General features: G+C 61.2%; 15 protein-coding genes. 10 read left to right on the forward strand and 5 right to left on the reverse strand.

What is annotated here, in order from left to right:
* Positions 1–552: 552 nt before the first annotated feature.
* Positions 553–1851 (reverse strand): selenoneine synthase SenA, encoded by a 1299-nt coding sequence (senA, locus tag B0B52_RS19200; protein ID WP_254425776.1) that lies wholly within the window; start codon positions 1849–1851, stop codon positions 553–555.
* 287 nt (positions 1852–2138) lie between these two features.
* On the opposite strand from senA, the gene B0B52_RS19205 reads away from it, so the two are divergent.
* From B0B52_RS19205 to B0B52_RS19225, 5 genes are all read left to right on the forward strand, one after another.
* Positions 2139–3917 carry a hypothetical protein gene (locus tag B0B52_RS19205; RefSeq protein ID WP_139352021.1) on the forward strand — a complete coding sequence of 593 codons (1779 nt, stop codon included), beginning with the start codon at positions 2139–2141 and terminating at the stop codon, positions 3915–3917.
* Between the two features lie 68 nt (positions 3918–3985).
* Entirely contained in the window at positions 3986–4990 is a 1005-nt protein-coding gene (senB, locus tag B0B52_RS19210) for a selenoneine biosynthesis selenosugar synthase SenB (protein WP_077595601.1), read from the forward strand.
* Positions 4987–6051 carry a selenide, water dikinase SelD gene (gene selD, locus B0B52_RS19215; RefSeq protein ID WP_077595285.1) on the forward strand — a complete coding sequence of 355 codons (1065 nt, stop codon included), beginning with the start codon at positions 4987–4989 and terminating at the stop codon, positions 6049–6051. The genes senB and selD overlap by 4 nt, the downstream gene beginning before the upstream one ends.
* 220 nt (positions 6052–6271) lie before the next feature.
* Positions 6272–6868, forward strand: a complete 597-nt coding sequence (locus B0B52_RS19220) for a TRAP transporter small permease subunit (RefSeq protein ID WP_077595286.1) — start codon at positions 6272–6274, stop codon at positions 6866–6868.
* A gap of 14 nt (positions 6869–6882) precedes the next feature.
* Positions 6883–8646, forward strand: coding sequence for a TRAP transporter large permease subunit (locus tag B0B52_RS19225; RefSeq protein WP_077595287.1), 1764 nt, complete (start codon positions 6883–6885; stop codon positions 8644–8646).
* Positions 8647–9181: 535 nt separating this feature from the next.
* Here B0B52_RS19225 and B0B52_RS19230 read toward each other — a convergent pair.
* A complete protein-coding gene (locus B0B52_RS19230) occupies positions 9182–10264 on the reverse strand; it encodes a TRAP transporter substrate-binding protein (RefSeq protein ID WP_077595288.1) in 1083 nt (360 codons plus the stop codon).
* Between the two features lie 194 nt (positions 10265–10458).
* On the opposite strand from B0B52_RS19230, the gene B0B52_RS19235 reads away from it, so the two are divergent.
* Positions 10459–10677, forward strand: coding sequence for a hypothetical protein (locus B0B52_RS19235; protein ID WP_139352022.1), 219 nt, complete (start codon positions 10459–10461; stop codon positions 10675–10677).
* On the opposite strand, the gene dxs is transcribed toward B0B52_RS19235, so the two are convergent.
* The 3 genes from dxs to B0B52_RS19250 are packed head-to-tail and all read right to left on the reverse strand — an operon-like array spanning position 10661 to position 13766.
* Positions 10661–12556, reverse strand: a complete 1896-nt coding sequence (gene dxs / locus B0B52_RS19240) for a 1-deoxy-D-xylulose-5-phosphate synthase (protein WP_077595290.1) — start codon at positions 12554–12556, stop codon at positions 10661–10663. The two genes, B0B52_RS19235 and dxs, sit on opposite strands and share 17 nt — an antisense overlap.
* 54 nt (positions 12557–12610) lie before the next feature.
* Positions 12611–13522 carry a polyprenyl synthetase family protein gene (locus B0B52_RS19245; RefSeq protein ID WP_077595291.1) on the reverse strand — a complete coding sequence of 304 codons (912 nt, stop codon included), beginning with the start codon at positions 13520–13522 and terminating at the stop codon, positions 12611–12613.
* A gap of 4 nt (positions 13523–13526) precedes the next feature.
* Positions 13527–13766: an exodeoxyribonuclease VII small subunit gene (locus tag B0B52_RS19250; RefSeq protein WP_077595292.1), complete on the reverse strand. Its 240-nt coding sequence runs from the start codon at positions 13764–13766 to the stop codon at positions 13527–13529.
* Between the two features lie 241 nt (positions 13767–14007).
* On the opposite strand from B0B52_RS19250, the gene B0B52_RS19255 reads away from it, so the two are divergent.
* The 4 genes from B0B52_RS19255 to B0B52_RS19270 all read left to right on the forward strand — a co-directional run bounded on the left by B0B52_RS19255 (position 14008) and on the right by B0B52_RS19270 (position 19793).
* The gene (locus B0B52_RS19255; RefSeq protein WP_077595293.1) at positions 14008–15126 is read left to right on the forward strand and encodes an aromatic ring-hydroxylating dioxygenase subunit alpha; all 1119 of its coding nucleotides are present in this window, start codon (positions 14008–14010) and stop codon (positions 15124–15126) included.
* A 105-nt stretch (positions 15127–15231) separates the two neighbouring features.
* Positions 15232–16155 (forward strand): DMT family transporter, encoded by a 924-nt coding sequence (locus B0B52_RS19260; protein WP_077595294.1) that lies wholly within the window; start codon positions 15232–15234, stop codon positions 16153–16155.
* A gap of 45 nt (positions 16156–16200) precedes the next feature.
* The gene (locus B0B52_RS19265; RefSeq protein ID WP_077595295.1) at positions 16201–17097 is read left to right on the forward strand and encodes a sulfurtransferase; all 897 of its coding nucleotides are present in this window, start codon (positions 16201–16203) and stop codon (positions 17095–17097) included.
* 113 nt (positions 17098–17210) lie between these two features.
* On the forward strand, positions 17211–19793 hold the full coding sequence (locus tag B0B52_RS19270; RefSeq protein WP_077595296.1) for a PAS domain S-box protein: 2583 nt from the start codon (positions 17211–17213) through the stop codon (positions 19791–19793).
* Positions 19794–19796 lie beyond the last annotated feature (3 nt).

A 19796-nucleotide genomic window follows, 5' to 3' on the forward strand; every position in this document is an offset into this window, starting at 1 on the left:
ATTCCGCTCCCGCCCCATTCCCCCACCCTTCTGTATGCGCCGAGGAGCGCAGGCAAAAGCGGATCAGGGCTCGCGATTGTCTGAGCCGAAGGCGAGTTCGAGCGAGACCCCGCTTTTGCCGAGCACCGCAGGTTTCCCTCCGAAGCGCCAGCGAAGGAGGGACGCAGACAGTAGGGTCGCCTTTTCTTTGCTTACTTTCTTTTGGCGAAGCAAAAGAAAGTGAGTTGCCGCCGGGCAACCCCCGGCTAGCTGGCACACCACAAACGCAGGAAGCAAAGACGGCCTCGACAGGCTCAGCCCGAACGGTGGAAGGATGCGTTAGAGGATCGCCCGCATGGATCCCGGATCAAGTCCAGGATGACAAACCCAACGAAAAGAAGGTGACATCCGCTATGAATTCAATAGCTACTCGCGCCCGTGCAATAAGGGTAAAAAGCACATTTCACCAATGAACTCGAACCGCCAAGCCGTCAGGAGTGCCCTGAAACCCCTAAAAATTTATAAGAAAAGAAGCTACAGCCCTTATCCCCCGAGCGCGAGCAGCTATCTTTTTCAGAGCGCACAAGAACGAAACCCGCAAAAGACGTCATCCCGCTCCGGCAGATAAAAGTTCCGGTACTTCGGATGTTTCATGCGCGCGCGCGTCGCGAAAGAGGCACCGCGCAAGACCTTGTGCGTTTCAAACCACGGCTGCGAATAATCGGCGTAGGGGCCCGGCGTGAAACCCGGGTAAGGCCGGAAAGTGCTTCCCGTCCACTCCCACACGTCACCCCAGCGGAAACCGCGCCGCGCCGCCGTGTGCGCCGCCACTTCCCACTCAACCTCGGCCGGCAGCCGGCGCCCGGCCCAGCGGCACCAGGCGTCGGCTTCCCACCAGCTCATGTGCATGGCCGGCTGATTGCCCAGCATGCGCATGGCCTTGCCGAATCGCGTCTGCATCACTGCACCGCTGGCCACACCGATCTGCTCGACATAACGCGGGCCGCGCCGGCCTTCGCTTTTTGCAGCGGCCTGCAACCAGTCCCAACCCGCGGGTTGCCAGAACTCGGGCTGGTCGTAGCCGCCGTCGTCGACAAACTCCACAAACTGCGCCCAGCTCACCGGCTGCGCATCAATCTCGAACTCGGGCACGCTGACCTCATGCTGTGCCTGCTCGTTGTCGAACACAAAACCAGTCACCAGCGAAGGATCGGGGCTGCCGAGTTTCCAGACCGTGGCCGGCACCAGCAAGGGCTCGCGCAATGCCATGGTCGGCGGGGTAAAGACCTGCAGCAAGGCTTTATCCAGGCTCAAGCCCAGTGTCTGCGCGGTGTAGGTCAGTGCTTCGGCATGCATGTCTTCATGAAACAGGCAGAGGCGGTAGAAATAAAGCGCATCGTCATCGTCACCGGCTTTTTCCAGCAGCTCCAGCGTGCTCTCCAGCGTGTCGAGCAGATAGGCGCGGCAGTTGGCCACTCCCGGCAGGTCCAGTGTCCAGCGCTGGTCATGCGGCACGTGGCCGGAGTCCCACCAGCGGTCCGCGCTGGGCTCGATCGACGCCAGCCGTGCATGCGCCGCATCGCAGCGCGGCCCGCGCGAGCGCTGCATGTTGCGCCCGATCCACCACTCCTGAAACCAGCCAACGTGGCCCAGCTCCCACAAAGGCGGGTTGAGAACGGACATCTGTGGAACGGCGAAATTCACCGACTCCAAGGCCTGCTGGTACTGCCCCAGAAGATGCAGCGTGTGGTTGCGCGCGTCCATGAGCGCCAGCGACAGCACGTCGCGGCCCGCATTTCGTACCAGGGGTGAATCAATCAGCCCGGCTGTAGAGGGTTGGGCGGATGAATGGGGTGAAGCGTCTGAGGCCAAAGCTGTGTTCCTGTCGGCGATTTCACAATAACAGATTGGCTGCCACCTGCCATGACATCTTCCCTACTAATCCGCTTTTCTATCTTGCGCCCCCGTAAATAACGGGAAAGCGCTACAGGGCAACCAGTCAACCCGAATTGGCTACCGGTTGTCACCCGATTGACTCGCCGTATCCTGAAGCAGTAAGGTCAGGGATAGACTGCTAGAGTTCGCATCATGATCCGAAAACACTGCGCGCATCCCGGCTCCTGGCCGTGAGCGCCGCTCCACACACCGGTCTGCCACTTATGCCATCAAACGATCTGAATCCGTCGACTGAAGACCTCGACGTGAGCATCATGGACCTGAGCCCGCTGGCTTGGGTTCTGGACGAGCTGAAAAAATCACTGGACAGCTCCTCCAAGGCAACCAAACGATTTGTACGCGAAGCCGAAGCGGCCAAAGGCTCTGACCTGGCCGCGCTGGACGCCAGCCAGCTGCGCATTGCCCGCCAGCAATTGCACCAAGCGGTGGGCGCACTGGAAATGGTCGGCCTGAGCGCACCGGCATTGATCGTGCGGGCCATGGAAGCGGCGGTGCAGAAGTTTGTTCAATTCCCCGCACAGTGCACCCCCGAAGCGGCCAACAAGATGGAACTTGCCGGCTTTGCCCTGACGGGTTACCTCGAAGAGGTGCTGACGGGAAAACCGGCCTCTGCGGTTTCGCTGTTTCCGCAATACCGCGATATCCAGGGACTGGTGGGTGCGAACCGCGTTCACCCGGCGGATCTCTGGGCTTTCGAATGGCGCTGGATAGAACCCGAGCTGGCTTCCACAACGCAAGCTCTGGCCTATGACGACGCATCCAGAAACGTTCTGGATCGCTGCACCTTAAAACTCGTGCGTACCGGCGACAAGCAGTCTGCGCAGACCCTCTCCGACATGTGCCTGGGTTTTGCAGAGACGGAAACCGAGGGCGAACCGAGGGCTTTCTGGAAAACCGCAGCCGGTTTTTTTGAGGCGCTGGCCAAGGGCCTGCTGAAGGTCGACGTCTATGCAAAAAGGGCCATTTTGCGCATCCTGCTGCAATACGCGTCCCTTGCCAAGGGCAATCCGCATGCGTCAGACCGGCTTGCGCAGGATCTGCTTTTTCTGTGTACGCAGGCCTTGCCGCGTCAGGCGGGAGATGCACCGGTGCTGTCTGCCGTTCGCGCAAGTTACGGCCTGGCCCGGTTCCAGCCGGTCGACTACGAAGCGATCCAGTTCGGCCGTTTTGCGCCCGCCCTGATCACCCAGGCCCGCAAGCGTATCAGCTCAGCCAAAGAGACTTGGTCCCTGGTGGCCGAGGGCGATCTGACCCGGTTAAAAACACTGAGCGACCAGGTCAGTCTGGTGACCGATTCACTCGTCAAACTTCACCCGCCCAGCGAGCCGCTTGCACGGGCCTTGTCCAGCGTGATCGAGGCGACGGTGAGTTCCGGGCGCGCGCCTGGGCCTGAGCTGTCCCTGGAGGTCGCAACCGCGGTGCTCTATCTTGAGACCGCGTTCGACGACCTCGACCCCGACGACCCGCAACTCGCGGCACGCGCGGCTCGCCTTGCAAAACGCCTGGAAAATGCCCGTGCCGGTGCACCGGCACAAGCTCCGGAGCCATGGATGGAGGAGCTGTACCGGCGCGTCAATGACAAGCAGACCATGGCCACCGTGGTGGGTGAGTTGCGCCTCTCGCTGGGCGTACTGGAAAAATCGCTGGACAACTTTTTCCGCGCCCCGCAAGACAAAAAGCTCCTGGCCGAAGTGCCGGGGCAGCTCGCGCAGATGCGGGGCGTGCTGGCCGTGCTGGGGCTGGACGAGGCCGCGCTCGCGGTGATGCACATGCGCGAACTGGTTGACCAGATGATCGCAACAGACGTGAACGAGCAACAGGCCCGCGCAGCCGGAACGTTCGACCGCCTGGGCAACAACCTGGGAGCCCTGAGCTTTTTGATTGACATGCTCAACTACCAGCCGGCGTTGGCAAAAAAACAGTTTGTCTACGACGCCCAGAAAGGCGAACTCACAGCAGGGCGCGACACCGAAGGCGGTTAAACGGTGTTGTGCAGTCTGACCTGTTAACCTGCGGCGAAAGGCATCAGCCCGCACGCAAGGTGAAGACATTGGACCGTGTTTCCCAAATCAACAACCTGATTCTGGTCACTCCCGCCCTGCAGGAGGCCAACAACGGCAATTGGCACACTGCAGACCGCTGGGCGCAATGCCTCTCGGGTCAAGTCAACACCACATTGCTGCCTCAGTGGAGTGACTCTTCAGTATCGCCTTGCGCTGATGCCATGATTGCACTGCACGCGCGACGTTCGGCCCCCTCCATCGAAGCGTGGGCACGTTGCTGTCCAGGCAAGCCCCTGATCGTCATCCTCACAGGGACAGACCTGTACCGTGACATCCAAACCGATGCAAGCGCGCAGCAGTCACTGGCGCTGGCCACCCATCTGGTGGTTCTGCAGGAAGCCGGCCTGGAGGATTTGCCCGTTGCCCTGCGCAAAAAAGCCAGCGTGATCTACCAGTCGGCCCGCACCCTGAAGCCGGTGGCCAAACCCCTGTGGCCGTTTCGTGCGGTGATGGTGGGCCACCTGCGCGATGAGAAAGACCCCCTCACCTTCTTGCGCGCCGCAGAGCGACTGGCTTCCGGGTCCGCAGATCGCCAGCATCCGTGGGCGTTCGAGCAGATTGGCAACGCACTGACGCCCGAACTGGCACTGGCAGTGCAGGCGGCAGAAAAAACAATAGCGGGCTATCGGTGGCTGGGCGGCCTGCCGCGTACCAGTACACGCCAGCACATCAAGCGCGCCCATGTGCTTGTGAACAGTTCCCTTATGGAAGGCGGCGCGCAGGTGATCCTGCAGGCCATTCAGTGCGGAACACCGGTGCTGGCCTCCCGTATTCGGGGCAACATCGGCATGCTGGGCGCCGGCTACGCGGGCTACTTTCCGGTAGGTGATGACACGGCATTGGCGGCCCTGCTACAGCGCTGCGCTGCCGACAGGCACTTTCTGTCGTTTCTGGAAAAACAATGCCGCCAGCGGTCCCATCTGTTCGATCCGTCCGAAGAAAAGCGGCGTGTCATAAACTTGGTTACCAGCGCATTGAAAGCCACGCCATGAACGCCCCCGAGAAGTTGACTCCTCCCGCCCATCCCCGTCTGACCAGCCTCTCGCATGGAGGCGGATGTGGCTGCAAGATCGCGCCGGGGGTGCTCAGCGAAATCCTGAAGAATTCGAGCAACCTTCCCATTCCGCCGCAGCTGCTTGTCGGCATTGAAACTGCCGACGATGCCGCGGTCTACCAGCTCAATGACGAACAGGCGCTGATCGCCACGACCGACTTTTTCATGCCCATCGTGGACGACCCCTACGACTTCGGCCGTATCGCCGCGACCAATGCCATCAGCGACGTTTATGCCATGGGCGGCACGCCCATCATGGCGCTGGGGCTGGTGGGCATGCCCATCAACGTGTTGCCGCTGGAGACCATAGGCGCCATCCTGCGTGGTGGCCAGGATGTTTGCCGTGACGCCGGCATTCCAATTGCCGGCGGGCATACGATTGATTCGGTCGAGCCTATTTATGGGCTGGTCGTGATGGGGCTGGTCCATCCTTCTCGCGTCAAGAAAAACTCGGGCGCCCGCGCGGGCGACGTTCTGGTCCTGGGCAAACCACTTGGCGTCGGCATCCTGTCGACAGCACTCAAGAAAGGCGCACTCGATGCAGAGGGCCATGCGCGCATGATCGCCGTGACCACCCAACTGAACAAACCGGGCATTGCGCTGGCACAGATGGAGGGTGTCCATGCGCTGACCGACATCACAGGTTTTGGGCTGCTCGGCCATGGGCTGGAGTTGGCTCGCGGCGCGAAGCTGAAGATGGAATTGCAGCTCGACAAGATTCCGCTGCTGCCAGGTGTGCTCGAGCTGGCAGCGCAGGGCCTGGTTACCGGCGCCTCGGGCCGCAACTGGGCCAGTTACGGCAGCGAAGTGGTTCTGCCGGCCGGTATCAGCCCGGCCCGGCAGGCCCTGCTGTCCGACCCGCAAACCAGCGGCGGGCTGCTGGTGTCCTGCGCTCCGGAAATCGCCGACGAGGTCCTGACCTGCTTTCACAGCCAGGGCTTTGCCGATGCCCGCGCCATAGGCCGCATGCGGGAAGGCAGCGGCGTTCAGGTCATTTAGCACGATCCTGCCCTCTCCAGGGCGCGTTCTCCTGTAAAGAGCAGAACCGGACGCGCCTGGCATCGGTCCCCGCTACGGGATAACACCGTCACGAAGCTGTCAGCTTGCCTTCTATAGTCGTCTATAAAATCCCAACCGCGCAGACCCGCATCCGGCAGCCCTTCCCAGAGAGGTCTGCCGGATGATTGTTAATGCGCGGACTCATATTTCTGGAGACAACATGCGCGCCTTATTGAAATTTTCCAACGCCGTGGACTGGCTCAATGCCCAGATCGGCAAATACGTGATCTGGTTGATTCTTGCCTCCACCATGATCAGCGCCGTCAATGCCGTGATCCGCAAGGTATTCAACATGAGTTCGAATGCCTTTCTCGAAGTGCAGTGGTACTTCTTCGCGGCATCCTTCCTGCTTGCGGCGGGCTACACGCTGCTGCAGGGTGAACACGTCAAGATCGACGTCGTCTCCAGCAAACTGTCCAAACGCGGGCAGATCTGGATAGACATCGTCGGGTTCACCATTTTCCTCACACCGGTGTGCCTGACGATCCTGTATTACGGCATCCCGTTCTTCCTGCAGGGCTATCGCTCCAACGAAATGTCGGGCAACGCAGGGGGCCTGATCCGCTGGCCGGTGTACGCCATGATTCCCATCGGTTTTACCTTGCTGATGATGCAGGGCTGGTCTGAGCTGATCAAGCGCGTGGCCTTCCTCAAAGGCCTGATCGAAGACCCGACGGCCAAGAAAGTTGAGAAGACGGCTGAAGAAGAGCTGGCCGAGGCGATACGCCGCCTCGCCGAGTCCAAAATCGCCGGCTGAACAGGAAAATCATCATGGAATTTTTTATTGCAAATCTCGCCCCCATCATGTTCATGGGGCTGATCGTTTTCCTGCTGATGGGTTTTCCGGTGGCGTTCAGCCTCGGCGCCTGCGGCCTGTTTTTCGGCTTTGTCGGTGTGGAGCTCGGTGTGTTGCCCGAGGCATTGCTTCAGGCCTTGCCCCTGCGCCTGTTCGGCATCATGCAGAACGACACGCTGCTTGCGATTCCCTTCTTTACGCTGATGGGCCTGGTGCTCGAACGCAGCGGCATGGCCGAAGACCTGCTGGACACCATTGGCCAGCTTTTCGGCCCGCTGCGCGGCGGCCTGGCCATTGCGGTCATTCTGGTCGGTGCGCTGCTGGCTGCCACCACCGGTGTGGTTGCTGCTTCGGTGATCTCCATGGGCCTGATTTCCTTGCCCATCATGCTGCGGTACGGTTATGACCGGCGTCTGGCTTCGGGTGTCATCGCCGCATCCGGCACTCTGGCGCAAATTATCCCGCCTTCGCTGGTGCTGATTATCCTGGCCGACCAGCTGGGCCGCAGCGTGGGCGACATGTACAAGGGCGCTTTTGTTCCCGGCTTCATCCTGACCGGCATGTATGTGGGTTATGTCTTCGTGCTTGCCTTCGTCAAACCGCAATGGGTGCCTGCACTGCCTGCGGAAGCACGCACCATCCGCGAAGACAACGGCAAGGCCGGCCTGCTGTCGTTGCTGTTGCTGACAATCGCCTCAGCCAGTACTGCCGTCTATTTCGCCAAACACTACGCTGGGGTACAGACTTGGTGGAAGGGCGAACCCGTCACCTCGGTGCCGCTCGATGAAACCATTGTGGTGTCCATGTGTCTGGGTGTGATCCTGGCGTTTGTGATCGCCGTAGCCAACAAGGTCACCCGCCTGGGCCTGTTGTCGCGCATGGCCGAGCGTGTGACCTTTGTGCTGATCCCCCCCCTGCTGCTGATCTTCCTGGTACTGGGCACGATTTTCCTCGGCATCGCCACGCCGACCGAAGGTGGCGCCATGGGCGCGCTCGGCGCGCTGATCATGGCGTTTGCGCGCCGTCGCCTGAGCTTCTCGTTGCTCAAGCAGGCGCTCAACACCACCACCAAGCTGTCCTGCTTCGTGGTTTTCATCCTGATCGGCTCAACCATTTTCAGCCTGGTGTTCCAGGGTGTGGACGGACCGAAGTGGGTGGAGCACCTGCTCAGCGGCCTGCCGGGTGGCCAGGTTGGCTTCCTGATCGTGGTCAACGTGTTGATCTTCTTCCTGGCTTTTTTCCTGGACTTCTTCGAGCTGTCCTTCATCGTGGTCCCGCTGCTGGCGCCTGTGGCTGAAAAGCTGGGCATCGACCTGATCTGGTTCGGCGTGCTGCTGGCCGTGAACATGCAGACGTCCTTCATGCATCCGCCCTTCGGTTTTGCGCTGTTCTACCTGCGCAGCGTCGCACCGATCAAGGAATACACCGACAAAGTCACCAAAAAGCTGATCCAACCCGTGACCACCATGCAGATCTACTGGGGTGCCGTTCCCTTTGTGTTGATCCAGATCGTCATGGTCGGCCTGATCATTGCCTTCCCCGGCATTGTGTCCAGCGGCCTCGACAAGGTTGAGAAGCTCGATCTCGACAAGGTGATCCTGGAAGTTCAGCAGGACCCTGTTGCAGCACCTGCAGCCGCAGGCAGCGCCGAAGAAGCTGCCGCAGAGAAAAAGCTGGCCGATGATGACCCAATGAAAGCCATGGAGGACTCCATGGCCAAGGACAAGGAAAAGAAGTAACGGCCTCTCGCGACTTCTGCTTCGAAACCCCAAAAGCCCCGGCATACCGGGGCTTTTTTTTACGCGTCAGCAGGCTGTTGAATATCTGCTTGACCCGCAGCCGACTCCCGCTGTCGACCAGGCGGGGCTCCAAAGGCTCCAGCTGCTTTCGAGGAGCGTCCCACAGCCTGCGCCAGCCGCGCGGCGACTGCTCGCTACACGCGCCCTCTGCCGCACGCTGCCCCGGAGGCAGTCCGGGCCTGCCAACGCAATTTATGCAAATGCGTCCCTTCGGATTGCGATCAAAAAGTCCATGAGCAGGGCGTAAAACGCCGTCGGAGTGCTTGCGCAGCGTCCGTCCGCGAAGCTTTACAGCGGAGCAGCACCATCAGTTGCTCTTCTCCGGGCCTCTTCGTGGCCCGGACGGCTACGGGCCATCCCCCGACAAGACTTTGCAACACCGCGCAGACTCATGGGTTCTGGGTCCTGGGTGACGACAAGCGCCCATAAAAAAAGCCCCGCAGAGCGGGGCTTTGGTCAGCAGGGCAGAAACTGTTTACAGCTTCTGGGTCTGCATGAAGCTGTCGAAACGCGCTTCGGTAAAACGGAACCACAAGTTCTGGTCCTTGCGGAATGCAGCGTAGTCGTCATAGACCTTCTTCCAGTTCGGGTTCTTGGCACTGATTTCGGCATACAGAGCCATGGACTCCTTGAAGGCCAGATCCAGAACGTCCTTGGGAAATGGCAGGACCTTGGCCTTGCTTCCCACCAACTGCTTGAGGGCTGTCGGATTTTTGGCATCGTACTTGGCCTGCATTTCGACGTGGGCATAGGAAGCCGCCGCTTCGACGATGGCCTTGTTGTCCGCGGAAAGCGCTTCGAAGGCCTTGTTGTTGACGAACACGTCGAGCTGAGGGCCACCTTCCCACCAGCCAGGGTAGTAGTAGAACGGAGCCACCTTGTTGAAGCCCAGTTTCTGGTCATCGTAAGGACCGACCCACTCAGCCGCATCAATCGTGCCTTTTTCCAGCGCTTGGTAAATCTCGCCGCCAGGAATGTTTTGTGGAACGGAACCCATGCGCTCAAGCACCTTGCCGCCGAAGCCGCCGATGCGCATCTTCAGGCCCTTCATGTCCTTGACCGATTTGATTTCCTTGCGGTACCAGCCGCCCATCTGCGCACCTGTGTTGCCGGCCGGGAAATTGATGATGTTGTACTTGGCGTAGAACTCGCGCATCAGCTTCATGCCGTTGCCTTCGTACATCCAGGCGGTCATCTGGCGGCTGTTCAGGCCGAAAGGAATGGCGCAACCGAGGGCAAAAGTCTCGTCCTTGCCGAAGAAGTAGTAAGGGGCGGTATGGGCACACTCGACGGTGCCGTTCTGCACGCCGTCCACCACACCGAAAGCAGGCATCAACTCGCCGGCGGCATGGGTGCTGATGGTGAATTTTCCACCGCTCATCTCGCTGACTTTTTTGGCAAAGGTTTCAGCACCGCCAAAGATGGTGTCGAGCGACTTGGGGAAGCTCGATGCAAGGCGCCAGCGAATGGCGGCGCCCTGCGCATGGACAGCGGGCGCAATGCCTGCCGCCAGGACACCGGCAATACCGGCATTTTTGATAAGGGAACGACGATCCATGAGCTAACTCCTCAGTTTAAAAAAATAGGCTACAACCACCCGCGAGTCTAGGAGTGGCCCAAGCCTTGAGCATTGGGAGTTACCCACTCAGGGCTTAACCTCATTGACGGAAATCGCAGGTACAACGGGCCGTATCCGGCTGTTGTTGCGCGAATTGTAGGGATGTCCCAGAAGTGACTTTCGCGGGTTTTCCCTTGAAATCCGCCTTCGACATCCTGGTCTTCAGTGTTCTGTCAGCAAAACGGCGCCGGCCATGTGACGCCCTGTTACTGCCCTCAAAGCTTGCGTGCTTTGACGCTGCGCAGAACCTCTGGCGCGAAGACTCATTCGCGCTGGTGTGGTGGCGTGCAGCCAGTGCTGTACAGGCGGGTGCGCAGGATGTGCAGATTCTGGATGTCAGGCCACTGATTTGAGAGCGCGCTTCGCAGGTTCGACCGAAGCGGGCAAGACGCCGAAACGATCCAGGATCGCCTTCTCAATGCCTGCCGCATCCAGCCCTTGCAAGGCCAGCAGGCGCGCCGGGTCGCCGTGCTCGATGAATTCATCACGCAAGCCCAGATGCAAAACCGGCTTGCTCACGCTCGCAGCTGACAGCGCCTCGGCAACCGCACTGCCTGCACCGCCCATCACAGCGCCCTCTTCCACCGTCACCAGCATGTTGTGGCTGGCCGCCACCTGGAGCAGCAGTTCGGTATCCAGCGGTTTGGCCCAACGCATGTTGACCACGGTCGCTCCGAGCTTTTCTGCGGCCTGCAGCGCAGGGTACAGCAAGGTGCCGAAGGCCAGGATCGCCACGCCCGTGCCCTGACGCCGCACCTCACCCTTGCCGAAAGGCAAGGCATCCAGGTTCGCCTGTGTCGCCACACCTGCGCCGGCCCCACGCGGGTAACGCACCGCTACCGGATGGTTCTGTTCGAACGCGCTGCTGAGCAGCATTCGGCACTCGTTCTCGTCCGCTGGACAGGCCACACTGATGTTCGGAATACAACGTAAAAAGGGGATGTCGTAAGCGCCAGCATGGGTTGCGCCGTCGGCGCCCACCAGCCCGGCGCGGTCCAGCGCGAACACCACCGGCAGATTCTGCAGGGCCACATCGTGGATCAGCTGGTCGTAACCACGCTGCAGGAAAGTCGAGTAAATCGCCACCACCGGCTTCAGGCCTTCGCAGGCCATGCCCGCGGCAAAGGTCACAGCGTGCTGCTCGGCAATGCCAACGTCGTAATAGCGGTCCGGGAAACGCTGGTGAAACTCGACCATGCCCGAGCCTTCGCGCATGGCCGGCGTGATGCCGACCAGGCGGCTGTCTTTTTCAGCCATGTCGCAGAGCCAGTGGCCAAAGACCTGGGTGAAGGTCTGCTTCGCCGGCGCGGCGGATTTTTGCAGGCCCATGGCGGGGTCGAACTTGCCCGGTCCGTGGTAGGCCACAGGGTCGGCCTCTGCCAGTTTGTAACCCTGGCCTTTTTTGGTCACCACGTGCAGGAACTGCGGGCCCTGCAGGTGCTTGATGTTTTCCAGCGTCGGGATCAGCGACTCGAGGTCATGACCGTCGATGGGGCCGATGTAGTTGAAACCAAAATTTTCAAACAGCGTGGCCGGCACCACCATGCCCTTGGCATGCGTCTCCAGCCGCTTGGCCAGCTCGAACAGCGGCGGCGCCACCTTGAGCACCTGCTTGCCAACGCTTTTGGCGGAAGCGTAGAACTGCCCGCTCATCAGTTGCGCGAGGTAACGGTTGAGGGCACCGACCGGCGGACTGATGCTCATGTCGTTGTCGTTGAGCACCACCAGCAGCTTGCAGTCGCAGACGCCGGCGTTGTTCAGCGCCTCGAAGGCCATGCCCGCACTCATGGCGCCGTCGCCGATGATGGCCACTGCGTGGCGGTCTTCACCTTTTTGTTTCGCCGCCATCGCCATGCCGAGGGCCGCAGAAATTGAGGTGGACGAATGCGCGGTGCCGAAGGTGTCGTATTCGCTTTCATCGCGCCGGGGAAAACCGCTCAGGCCGCCAAGCTGGCGCAGACTCCCCATGCGCTCGCGCCGGCCTGTCAGGATCTTGTGAGGATAGGTCTGGTGGCCTACATCCCAGACCAGCCGGTCGTCCGGCGTGTTGAACACGTAATGCAGGGCCACCGTGAGCTCGACCGTGCCCAGGTTGGAGCTCAGGTGCCCGCCGGTCTGCGACACGCTATGCAGCAGATAGGCGCGCAATTCGTCAGCCAGCGTCTTGAGTTGGGCCCGCGGGAGCAAGCGCATATCGGACGGGCTGTTGATGGTTTCAAGCAATGGGTACATCGTGGTGTCTTGTTGGATGGCTTGTTTCTTTATGGACGGCCGGAGCGTCTTTCTTCAAGTCGAGCGGTTAACCAGCATGTCAGCCAGGGCGCTGAGGGCAGCGGTATTTTTGAGCCCGCTCTCCTTCAGGCTGTGATGCGCTTGTGATAACAATTCCTGTGCGTAGTTTCGCGAGGCCTTCAGCCCCATCAGCGATACAAATGTCGGCTTGTCCTGGGCCTCGTCCTTGCCCGCAGTTTTACCCAGAGTGGCCGAGTCAGCCGTGACGTCCAGGATATCGTCGACCACCTGGAACGCAAGCCCCACGGCCGCACCGTAGTCGCGCAACGCATTTTTTGCCGTAGCCGACGGGGCGCCGCAGGCAGCGCCCATCAACACGCTGGCCTGGAGCAGTGCGCCGGTTTTCAGCCGGTGCATGTCATGCAGTTGCTCCGACGACAAGGCCTTGCCGACACTGGCGAGGTCGATGGCCTGGCCGCCTGCCATTCCCTGGTAACCGGCCGCCTGGGCCAGCATGCGGCACAGGGCGGCCTGTCTTGCGGCATCGATGGAGCCGTCCTCGGGCGTCAGCAACTCAAAAGCCAGCGCCTGCAGGGCATCACCGGCCAGCAGGGCCTGCGCCTCTCCAAACTTCACGTGCACGGTTGGCTTGCCACGGCGCAACACGTCGTTGTCCATGCACGGCATGTCGTCGTGCACCAGCGAATAGGCATGAATCAGTTCCACCGCACAGGCCACGCGCATGGCGGCTGCCGCACTGCCGTCCACCGCATCGCAAGCCGCCATGACCAACAGGGGACGCAGCCTTTTGCCACCGTCCAGCACGGCGTAACGCATGGCGTCGCCCAATCCGGCGGGTGCGGGCCTCGGTTCGGGATGCGCCACCCAGCACTTGAGGGACTGCTCAACGGCAGAAAGTTGTCTGGCGCTCCAGGCTTCCAGCGCAAAAGGTTGGTGATCGGTCAATGGGCTACTCTTGGTTCCATGGCTTGAGTTCGCTGCCTTCCAGCACCTTGATCTGGTTTTCCACGGCTTGCAGCCTGCTGCGGCAAAACTCGAGCAGTTCGGCCCCGCGCTGATAGCCCGTGAGCAATTGGTCCAGTGGCAGTTGGCCCGATTCGAGCTTCGCGACCAGAGTTTCCAGTTCTTCCAGCGCAGCTTCGTAACTGGCGGGCGCGATGGGTGCAGGGGTGGGGGAGGTTTTGGCCATGGTATTTGGTTGGAGCCTGATTTTAGGCCGTTGTGGCCCCGGTTTCCCGGGGGCTGCCGTTCACGCCGGCCCCGCCCTGCGCTCAGGGGAGCAAACACGCTGCGCAGGGCGTCAACGGGCCGTTGCGACAGGGGGGTCGAGTTACAATTAAAGGTAGTTTTCTCCTCTCGTCCTTGCCGCGTGATGGCAAGGTTGCCTTCGCGCCGTCTACCCTCCCGAAATCTTCCATTTCGGAAATTGCATGTCTGATCTCAGCCTTCGACTCCTGCAGGCCACCAGCCAGCTCCCCGTTTCCAGCTATTTTGATGCCGGCCTGTATCAGCGGGAGCAGCAAAAACTGTTCACGCGCGGCCCGCGTTATGTGGGGCACGAGTTGTCGGTGCCGAACTTGGGCGACTACTACGCCCTGCCGCAAGAGCTGGGCGGCCGCGCACTGGTTCGCAACGCCGGCGGGGTGGAGCTGATCTCCAACGTCTGCCGGCACCGCCAGTCCACCATGCTGCAAGGACGCGGCAATACCGGCAACAACATTGTCTGCCCGCTGCACCGCTGGACTTACAACATCAATGGCGAGCTGATCGGGGCACCGCATTTCGAGGTAGATCCCTGCCTGAATTTGAATCGTTACAAAACCAGCACCTGGAACGGACTGGTGTTTGAAGACAACGGCCGCGACATTGCCGCCGAGATGGCGCCCCTGGGGCACATGGCCGATCTCGACTTCAGCGGCTACCAGCTGGACAAAATTCACCTGCACGAATGCAACTACAACTGGAAAACCTTCATCGAGGTTTACCTGGAGGACTACCACGTCGGCCCTTACCATCCCGGCCTGGGCGCCTTTGTGACGACCGACGATTTGCGCTGGGAGCTGACGCCCCACTACTCCGTGCAGACGGTCGGTGTGTCCGACAAATTGGGCAAGCCCGGCACCGACGTTTACAAGAAATGGCACGACGTGGTGCTGCAATACCGCCAGGGAGTGCCGCCCAAGTACGGCGCGATCTGGCTGACGTATTACCCCAACGTGATGGTCGAGTGGTATCCGCACGCGCTGGTGGTCAGCACCTTGCATCCGCAAGGCCCGGACAAGACACTGAACGTGGTGGAGTTCTTCTACCCCGAGGAGATCTGCGCGTTCGAGCGCGAGTTCATCGAGGCGCAGCAGGCCGCCTACATGGAGACCTGTGTCGAGGACGACGAGATTGCCTTGAGCATGGACGCCGGCCGCAAGGCCCTGATGCAACGCGGCGACAACGAGTTCGGCCCCTACCAGAGCCCCATGGAAGACGGCATGCAGCATTTTCACGAGTGGTACCGCCGCGAGATGGGCGCCAGCAAAACCACCCAGATGCTTTGAAGCCGGCACTGCGCCGGCAGTTTCACTATATTTTTTATAGCTGCTTGCGTCCGTCCCATAAGGGCAAAAGTCACTTTTCACTCTCAAACCCACCCAGACCGACACATGCAAGCCCTCTGGATGTTAGCTGCCGCCTTCTTCTTCGCAACCATGGCGGTCTGCGTCAAGTTCGCGTCGGAATACTTCAACAGCGCCGAGCTGGTTTTCTATCGCGGCTTGCTCGGCATGTTTTTCATGTGGGCCCTGGCCCGCACACGCGGCATCCCGCTGGCCACGCGTTTCCCCGGCATGCACATGTGGCGCAGCTTGGTGGGTGTGGTCTCTCTGGGCGCCTGGTTCTATGCGATCGCCCACCTGCCCCTGGCCACCGCCATGACCCTGAACTACATGAGCAGCGTGTGGATCGCGGCTTTCCTGGTCGGCGGTGCGCTGCTGATGGGGCTGCTGCCCGCGCGGGGCCAGGCCACGACCGGAACCATCGCTTCACAGGGTCCGCTGGTGCTTACTGTTATCACCGGCTTCGCCGGGGTAGTGATGATGCTGCGCCCGACCATCGAGCAAAACCAGGCCTTCGCCGGCCTGATCGGCCTGATGTCCGGCCTGCTGGCGGCCTTTGCCTACATGCAGGTGATGGCACTGGCCCGTGTCGGAGAGCCCGAAACCCGCACGGTGTTTTATTTCGCGGTCGGTTCGGCCGTGGCCGGCGGTGTGGGCGTGCTGATGGCCGGTGCCTCCGAATGGCACTGGAAACCCGCGCTGTGGCTGATTCCGCTGGGCGTGCTGGCCTCGCTCGGCCAGCTGTGCATGACGCGGGCCTACAGCCTGGCCAAAACCCGCAGCGCCACCCTGGTCGTGGCAAATTTGCAATACTCCGGTATTGTGTTCGGTGCGGTGTACAGCCTGGTGCTGTTCGGGGACCGGATTGAGATGATCGGCTGGGCCGGCATGGCGTTGATCGTGGCCAGCGGCATCGCCGCCACCGTGCTTCGCGCTCGCGCCGCGCCGGGCTCCCCCGCAGAAGAGCACTGAAACATTGAGCGCCCTGCCCTTGACCCCTATTTTCCTGGAGCTGCCATGTACACCTCTCTGATCTCCGTCGAACAACTGAAGGCACTGCAGGGCAGTCACCTGCCCGTGCGGGTGTTTGACTGCAGCTTCGACTTGATGCAACCGCAGGCAGGTAAGCAGCAGTACCTGCAGGCGCACATTCCCGGCGCGGTTTATGCCAACCTGGACACCGACCTGAGCGCCAAACATGGCGTGCCCGGCGCGCACGGCGTAGTGACAGCCAGCGGCGCCGACCAGCCCGCCTCCGGCGGGCGCCACCCGCTGCCCAACCGCGAAAAATTTGCGACCTGGCTGTCCAGCGTCGGCTTTTCCAATGACATGCAGGCCGTGGTGTATGACCGTAACGGCGCCAACTATTGCGGCCGTCTGTGGTGGATGCTCAAGTGGGCGGGCCACGAGGCGGTAGCCGTGCTCGACGGAGGACTCCAGGCATGGCAGGCCAGCGGTGGGCAGGTCAACAGCGGCGAAGAGCCCTCACATTTTCAATCGATTTTCTTTCCAAAAGCGGAGAAAGCGGTGCTGGTGAATGCCCAGGCCATCGTGGGCCGGTTGGGCCAGCCAGGTCTGGCCGTGATCGACGCCCGCGCGCCCGCGCGGTTTCGGGGCGAAGTCGAACCGCTGGACCCTGTAGCCGGCCATATTCCGGGCGCGCTCAATCGGCCTTTTAGCGAAAACATCGGACCTGACGGCAAGTTCAAACCTGCCACGCAATTGCGGGCCGAGTTTGAAGCGCTGCTAGCCGGGCGCGACCCCGCCACCGTTGTGCATCACTGCGGTAGCGGCGTCAGCGCCGTACCCAACCTCATCGCCATGGAAATTGCCGGCCTGGGCCGCACCAGCCTGTACGCGGGAAGCTGGAGCGACTGGTGCAGCGATCCTTCGCGGCCGGTTGCGCGCGGCTAGAAGCCTGAATTTACGCTGATGGCGTGGCACTGCCTCGTGGCAAATGCCCAAAGAGAAACATAGGCAACCGCGCCCACCTGCCTTAGTATGAGACTGAGACAAGTCCATTTCCCATGCCCAACCAACCTCCTGTCGAATCAACCTATCTGCTCGCCACAGACCTGATTGACAAGCACTACCAGCGGGGATTGCGGTCGCTGCTGCAAGTGATGCTGGCGGGCCTCCCGATTGTGTTGGGCCTGACCATCATCCAGGGCCATGGCGCCCTTCAGACCGGCATCGTGGCGGGCGCGCTGGCCACGGCCGCACTTGCCTACTGGCTTCTCCAGCGCGGGCTGGTCACGGCCGTCAGCCATCTCATCGTTTTTTCACTGATCGGCTTCTCGGCGGCAGGCATGTTCGCCTACGGCTCGGTGCGCACCGGCGTCATGCTCGGTTATGCCGCAGCCATCGTCACGGCCGGCATGACACTCGGAAGAAAAGCCCTGACCCTGGCCATGCTGCTTAGCGCGGCGGTGTTGGGCGCGCTGACCTGGGCGGAGGCGTCAGGCCTGCTCGTCAAACCCGATTTCAAGGTCGACGTGCGGTTCTGGCTTTTCCTGATGATGCTACTGATGGGCATTGCCATCAGCGTCTACACCAACCGCCAGCTGATGCTGCAGGCCCTGCGCGAACAACATGCCGAACTGATGCGGCGAGAACAGGCCGAAGGCGAATTGCGCCTGAGCGAAGACCGCTTTACCCGCATTTTCCGCAGCAGCCCGGTGGCCATCATGGTGCAGTCGTTGGCAGACAAGTCGGTGCTCGACGTCAATCCGGCGTTTGAAAGACTGTATGGGTACACGCGCAGCGAATTTGTGGGCGGAACCGACGCGCCCCTGTGGAATGACCCTGCGGCTCGCGGCCTTTTCCAGCAGAAGGTGGCTGCAACCGGGCGGGTGATCAACATGCCGCTGGATGCGCGCACCAAGGCTGGCCAGCTCATCCACATCCTGCTGTCGTGCAAAGTGGAAGGCTCGGGTACCGCACGCATCATTGTGTCCACCGTCACCGACGCAACTGCGGAGACGCAGGCCCGGCAGGCGGCCCGCCAGTCTGAAGAACTTTTTTCCAAAGCCTTCGACTTCAGCCCCATCAACATGAACATCACCCGGGCAGCCGACGGCGTGTTTCTTGCGGCCAATGCCGCGGCAGACACGATTCAAGGCTACACCGCCGAGGAACTTGTGGGCCGGAAATCGGTGGACATGGGCACCTGGCCCAGCACGGAAGACCGCGAACGCTTCGTCTCCCAGCTTCGCCGCGACCAGCGCGTGCACAACTATGAAACGCAGATGCGCCACAAGGACGGCCATCTGGTTGACTGCCGCATGTGGGCCGTGCCTGTCGACATCGCCGGGGACGAATGCATTCTCAGTGCCGTTATCAATGTTACCGAGCAAAAGCGCCGCGAGGCCCTGGTGCTCGACCTGGCTCGCGGCTTGTCCGTTGAAACCGGAGAGCCGTTTTTTCACTCGGTGGTGCAGAACCTGGGCAAGGCCATCGCGGCAGATCTGGTGATGGTCGGTGAGACCACCGACGGCCAAAGCGTTACCTCGCTGTCGATGGTGATGGACGGTGTGCTCCAGCCGAACATAAGTTATGCGCTGGCCGGCACACCCTGCGACCTTGCAGTCGCCCAGGAAGACGTGTGTACGTACGGGCAGGATCTGCAGCAGCTGTTTCCCCAGGACACTTTCCTGGTTGAAGGCAATTACCACGCATACATCGGTGTCGCGCTGCGCGACGCGGACGGCAGCCCCATCGGCATCGTCAACGCCTTCTGGCACAAGCCCCAGGCCCCATCGCCCGACCGCGACGCGCTGGTGCAGATTTTTGCCAATCGCGTCACGGCCGAGCTGGTGCGCCTGCGGCGTGACCGCGAAATCCAGCGCCTCAACGAAACGCTGGAGCAGCGGGTGAACGAGCGCACCGAACAGCTCAAAGCCACCAACGCGGAACTTGAATCCTTCGGCTACTCGGTCTCACATGACCTGCAGTCACCGCTGCGCAGCATCGAGGGCTTCAGCGTGCTGCTGGCGCGCCGGCTCAAGGGGCGCCTGAGCGAGGAAGAGGAGCGCCTGTTCGATCGCGTCCGCGGCAACGTTGTGCGCATGCATGAGTTGATCAATGACCTGCTGGCGCTTGCACGCGTCAGCAAAGGCAAGCTCAGCCTCCAGGAGGTTGACCTCAGCACCATGGCGCGGCAGGTCGTTGCTCAGGAAAAGCAACGCGATCCTCGGCGACAAGTGCAGGTCACCATTCAGCCCGGCATCAGCGAGCATTGCGACAGCAAACTTGCCCGCATCATTCTGGAAAACCTGATCGGCAATGCCTGGAAATATTCGCGGCAACGCCCCGACGCGAAGATTGAGTTCGGGCAGCTGACAGATCGCGAAGACGGCCGGAAAATGCTGTTCGTCCGCGACAACGGCGCAGGTTTCAACATGGCCTATGCAGACAGCCTGTTCAAACCTTTTCACCGGCTGCATCATGAAACCGAGTTCGAAGGCAGCGGCATCGGCCTGGCCACGGTGCACCGCATTCTGGAGCGGCACGGCGGAGTGATTCGCGCCGAGTCGACCGAAGGCTCCGGGGCCTGCTTTTATTTCTCGTTCGATCCCGCTTCGGCCCCACGGCCGTTTGAAACGACGTAGAAC

The organism is Polaromonas sp. A23, assembly GCF_002001015.1.
Taxonomy (GTDB): Bacteria; Pseudomonadota; Gammaproteobacteria; order Burkholderiales; family Burkholderiaceae_C; genus Polaromonas.

Excerpts from the sequence above, each read along its gene's own strand:
- B0B52_RS19220 (WP_077595286.1), top strand. The coding sequence starts at position 6,272 with ATGCGCGCCTTATTGAAATTTTCCAACGCCGTGGACTGGCTCAATGCC.
- B0B52_RS19205 (WP_139352021.1), top strand. The coding sequence starts at position 2,139 with ATGCCATCAAACGATCTGAATCCGTCGACTGAAGACCTCGACGTGAGC.
- B0B52_RS19260 (WP_077595294.1), top strand. The coding sequence starts at position 15,232 with ATGCAAGCCCTCTGGATGTTAGCTGCCGCCTTCTTCTTCGCAACCATG.
- B0B52_RS19255 (WP_077595293.1), top strand. The coding sequence starts at position 14,008 with ATGTCTGATCTCAGCCTTCGACTCCTGCAGGCCACCAGCCAGCTCCCC.
- B0B52_RS19250 (WP_077595292.1), bottom strand. The coding sequence starts at position 13,766 with ATGGCCAAAACCTCCCCCACCCCTGCACCCATCGCGCCCGCCAGTTAC.
- selD (WP_077595285.1), top strand. The coding sequence starts at position 4,987 with ATGAACGCCCCCGAGAAGTTGACTCCTCCCGCCCATCCCCGTCTGACC.
- dxs (WP_077595290.1), bottom strand. The coding sequence starts at position 12,556 with ATGTACCCATTGCTTGAAACCATCAACAGCCCGTCCGATATGCGCTTG.
- B0B52_RS19225 (WP_077595287.1), top strand. The coding sequence starts at position 6,883 with ATGGAATTTTTTATTGCAAATCTCGCCCCCATCATGTTCATGGGGCTG.
- B0B52_RS19270 (WP_077595296.1), top strand. The coding sequence starts at position 17,211 with ATGCCCAACCAACCTCCTGTCGAATCAACCTATCTGCTCGCCACAGAC.
- B0B52_RS19230 (WP_077595288.1), bottom strand. The coding sequence starts at position 10,264 with ATGGATCGTCGTTCCCTTATCAAAAATGCCGGTATTGCCGGTGTCCTG.
- B0B52_RS19265 (WP_077595295.1), top strand. The coding sequence starts at position 16,201 with ATGTACACCTCTCTGATCTCCGTCGAACAACTGAAGGCACTGCAGGGC.